4 protein-coding genes are annotated in these 3,614 nt (G+C 68.9%); all 4 read left to right on the top strand.

Annotation, left to right across the window (positions count from 1 at the left end; translation table 11 throughout):
• The first annotated feature begins 17 nt into the window (after positions 1-17).
• Positions 18-620 carry an ABC transporter permease gene (locus QSK36_RS42890; RefSeq protein WP_285786418.1) on the top strand — a complete coding sequence of 201 codons (603 nt, stop codon included), beginning with the start codon at positions 18-20 and terminating at the stop codon, positions 618-620.
• A 116-nt stretch (positions 621-736) separates the two neighbouring features.
• The gene (locus tag QSK36_RS42895; RefSeq protein ID WP_183540755.1) at positions 737-1,798 is read left to right on the top strand and encodes a substrate-binding domain-containing protein; all 1,062 of its coding nucleotides are present in this window, start codon (positions 737-739) and stop codon (positions 1,796-1,798) included.
• A gap of 15 nt (positions 1,799-1,813) precedes the next feature.
• Complete coding sequence (locus tag QSK36_RS42900) at positions 1,814-2,983, top strand: Gfo/Idh/MocA family protein (RefSeq protein WP_285786419.1); 1,170 nt, start codon at positions 1,814-1,816, stop codon at positions 2,981-2,983.
• Positions 2,984-3,013: 30 nt separating this feature from the next.
• Positions 3,014-3,614 (top strand): sugar phosphate isomerase/epimerase family protein (locus tag QSK36_RS42905; protein WP_285786420.1); only part of this gene is annotated, 601 nt, incomplete at its 3' end.

Genomic DNA, 3,614 nt, shown 5'->3' on the forward strand with positions numbered 1-3,614 from the left:
TGATCTCTTATGGGCGGATGGTGCCGTTCATCGCGACGCTGGCGATGATGGTGGCCGGGCGGGGCCTGGCGCAGCGGATGTCCAACCAGCGCACGCAGTTGGTGCAGCCGGACAACTCGCTGATCGTCGATCTGTCCACCACGCGGGTGCTCGGGCTGCCGCTGCTGGTGTATGTGTTCGCGCTGGTGGTGCTGATCGGCTGGCTGGTGCTCAACCGCACGACGTTCGGCCGGCGCACCTATGCGGTGGGGGGTAACCCCGAGGCGGCGCGGCTGGCCGGTATCGATGTGCGTAAGCACACGCTGATGTTGTACGCGCTGTCGGGTCTGTGCTGCGGGATCGCCGCGGTGCTGATCATGGCGCGGACCACCACCGGGTCGTCCACCCATGGCGATCTGTATGAGCTGGACGCGATCGCCGCCGTCATCATCGGCGGGACGTTGCTGAGCGGCGGCCGGGGCACGATCATCGGCTCGATCCTCGGTCTGCTGATCTTCACTGTGATCACCAACCTGTTCATCCTCAACGGTCTCAACACCGCCGACCAGCTCGTCGCCAAGGGCGCGATCATCGTCGTCGCCGTGCTCCTGCAGCGGCGAAGCCTCAGATCACACACCTGACCCCGGCACCCCTCACCCCTTTCCCCAATCTTCCAGGTCCGCCGCCGTACGGCTGCGGTCCCGGCCTCACACGCCCTTTTTCCTCGCTTTTCCACCCCCACTGCAAGGAGAACGACATGACCCAGAACCCCGGCCGCCGGGGCTTCCTCTTCGGCGGAGCCGTCCTCGGCGCGGGCGCCCTCATCACGGCCTGCACCAGCAACGAGCCGGCGGCGCAGGCGAGCGCGCCGGCCGCCGCTCCCGCGGCCGCGGCCACGGGCGGCAACGACGCCCCCGGCGACAAGGTCGTCATCGGCTTCTCGGCCCCGGCCGCCGACCACGGCTGGATCGCCGCCATCGCCAAGAACGCGGCGGACGCGGCCAAGCAGTACTCCGACGTGGAGTTCAAGGCGGTCGAGCCGACCAACGACATCAACCAGCAAATCTCGGCGGTGGAGTCGCTGATCCAGGCCAAGGTCAATGTGCTGGTGATCCTGCCCAACGACGGCCAGCAGCTCAACCAGGTCGCCCGGCAGGCCATGGACGCCGGCATCCCCGTGGTCAACGTGGACCGCGTGTTCCCGGACAAGCTGTCCTACCGGACCTGGATCGGCGGGGACAACTACGGCATGGGGGTGGCGGCCGGTCACTACATCGGCAAGACGCTGAAGGACAAGGGCGTGGCCGACCCGGTGATCCTGGAGATCCAGGGCATCGCGACGCTGCCGCTGACCCAGGACCGCAGCAAGGGCTTCGCCGACGCGCTGAAGACCTACGGCTTCAAGGTGACCGCGCAGCAGGACGCCAAGTTCACGGTGGAGTCCGGCACGCAGGTGGCCAGCAACCTGCTGCAGGCGCACAAGAAGATCGACGCGATCTGGAACCACGACGACGACCAGGGCATCGGCGTGCTCGCCGCGATCAAGGAGGCCGGTCGCGACGAGTTCTTCATGGTCGGCGGCGCCGGCTCGGCCAACGCGATGCGTGACATCCAGGCCGACAACGGCGTGCTGAAGGCCACGGTCACCTACAGCCCGACCATGGCCGGTTCGGCGATCAAGATCGCCCGGCTCATCGCCCAGGGCAAGGGCATGAGCGACCTGCTGGAGCAGGAGGTGCCGCAGTCCATCACGCTGGCCTCGGAGACCATCACCAAGGAGAACGTGCAGAAGTATCTGCCGCTCGGCTTCGAATCCTGATTCGGGGGAGATCTAGTGACAGAGAGCAGGCCGGCGCTCGGTGTCGGCATGGTGGGGTACGCGTTCATGGGACGTGTGCACTCGCAGGCATGGCGGAGCGTCGCCTCGGTTTTCGACCTGCCGGTAAGGCCCGTCATGGCGGCCTTGTCCGGCAGGTCGCCCGGCCGCACGGCCGAAGCCGCGGACAAGCTCGGCTGGGCGGCTGTGGAGACCGACTGGAAGCGGCTCGTCGAACGCGACGACGTGCAGATCGTCGACATCTGCACGCCGGGTGACAGCCATGCCGAGATCGCCATCGCGGCGCTGGCGGCGGGCAAGCACGTCCTGTGCGAGAAGCCGCTGGCCAACACCGTGGCCGAGGCCGAGGCCATGGCCGCGGCGGCGAAGGAGGCGGCGGCGCGCGGGGTGCGCAGCATGGTCGCCTTCAACTACCGCCGCGTGCCCGCGGTCGCGCTGGCCCGGCGGTTCGTCGAGGAGGGCAGGCTCGGGGAGATCCGGCACGTGCGGGCGCAGTACCTGCAGGACTGGATCGTCGACCCGGAGTTCCCCCTGGTCTGGCGGCTCCAGAAGGACAAGGCCGGATCCGGCGCTCTCGGCGACATCGGCGCCCACATCATCGACACCGCGCAGTTCATCGTCGGCCGGTCGCTGACGGGGGTGAGCGCGCTCACCGAGACCTTCGTCAAGGAGCGCCCGCTCGCCGAAGGGTCGAGCGGCCTGGCCGGCGAGGGCGGCACCGGTGAGATGGGCGAGGTGACGGTGGACGACGCGGCGCTGTTCATCGGCCGCTTCGAGGGCGGGGCGCTGGCCTCGTTCGAGGCCACCCGGTTCGCCACCGGGCGCAAGAACGCGCTGCGCATCGAGATCAACGGCTCGGCGGGCAGCCTGTCCTTCGACTTCGAGGCGATGAACGAGCTGTGGTTCTACGAGGCCGCCGAGCGGGACGCCGGGTTCCGGCGGATCCTCGTCACCGAGCCCGACCACCCGTACGCCGGGGCGTGGTGGCCGCCGGGCCACGGCCTCGGATACGAGCACACCTTCGTCCACGAGACGAAGGACTTCCTGGAGGCGGTGGCCGCCGGCACCGACCCCGCGCCGTCCTTCGAGGACGGGCTGCGGGTGCAGCGGGTGCTCGCCGCGGTCGAGGAGAGCGCCGCCTCGGGGTCGAGCTGGACCTCGGTGTGATTGTCCACATGTTGTGAGAGCGGGAGTGAGATGACGCGACCGATCACGTTGTTCACCGGGCAGTGGGCGGACCTGCCGTTCGAGGAGGTCTGCCGGCTGGCCTCGGAATGGGGCTACGACGGCCTGGAGATCGCCTGCTGGGGCGACCACTTCGAGGTCGACAAGGCCCTCGCCGACGACTCCTACATCGAACGCAAGAAGGAGACCCTGGCCAAGTACAACCTCGGGGTGTGGACGATCTCCCACCACCTGGTCGGCCAGGCCGTGTGCGACCACCCCATCGACGAGCGCCACAAGGGCATCCTGCCCGCCCGCATCTGGGGCGACGGCGAACCCGAAGGCGTACGGCAGCGCGCCGCCGAGGAGATCAAGGACACCGCCCGCGCGGCGGCCAAGCTCGGCGTCACGACCGTCGTCGGCTTCACCGGCTCGTCGATCTGGCACACGCTGGCGATGTTCCCGCCGGTGCCGCCGTCGATGATCGAGGCGGGTTACCAGGACTTCGCCGACCGCTGGCACCCGATCCTCGACGTCTTCGACGAGGTGGGGGTGCGCTTCGCGCACGAGGTGCACCCCAGCGAGATCGCCTACGACTACCACACCACGGTGCGGACGCTGGAGGCCATCGGGC

Origin of the sequence: Microbispora sp. NBRC 16548, from assembly GCF_030268985.1 — a bacterium.
In the GTDB taxonomy this organism is placed as follows: domain Bacteria; phylum Actinomycetota; class Actinomycetes; order Streptosporangiales; family Streptosporangiaceae; genus Microbispora; species Microbispora catharanthi.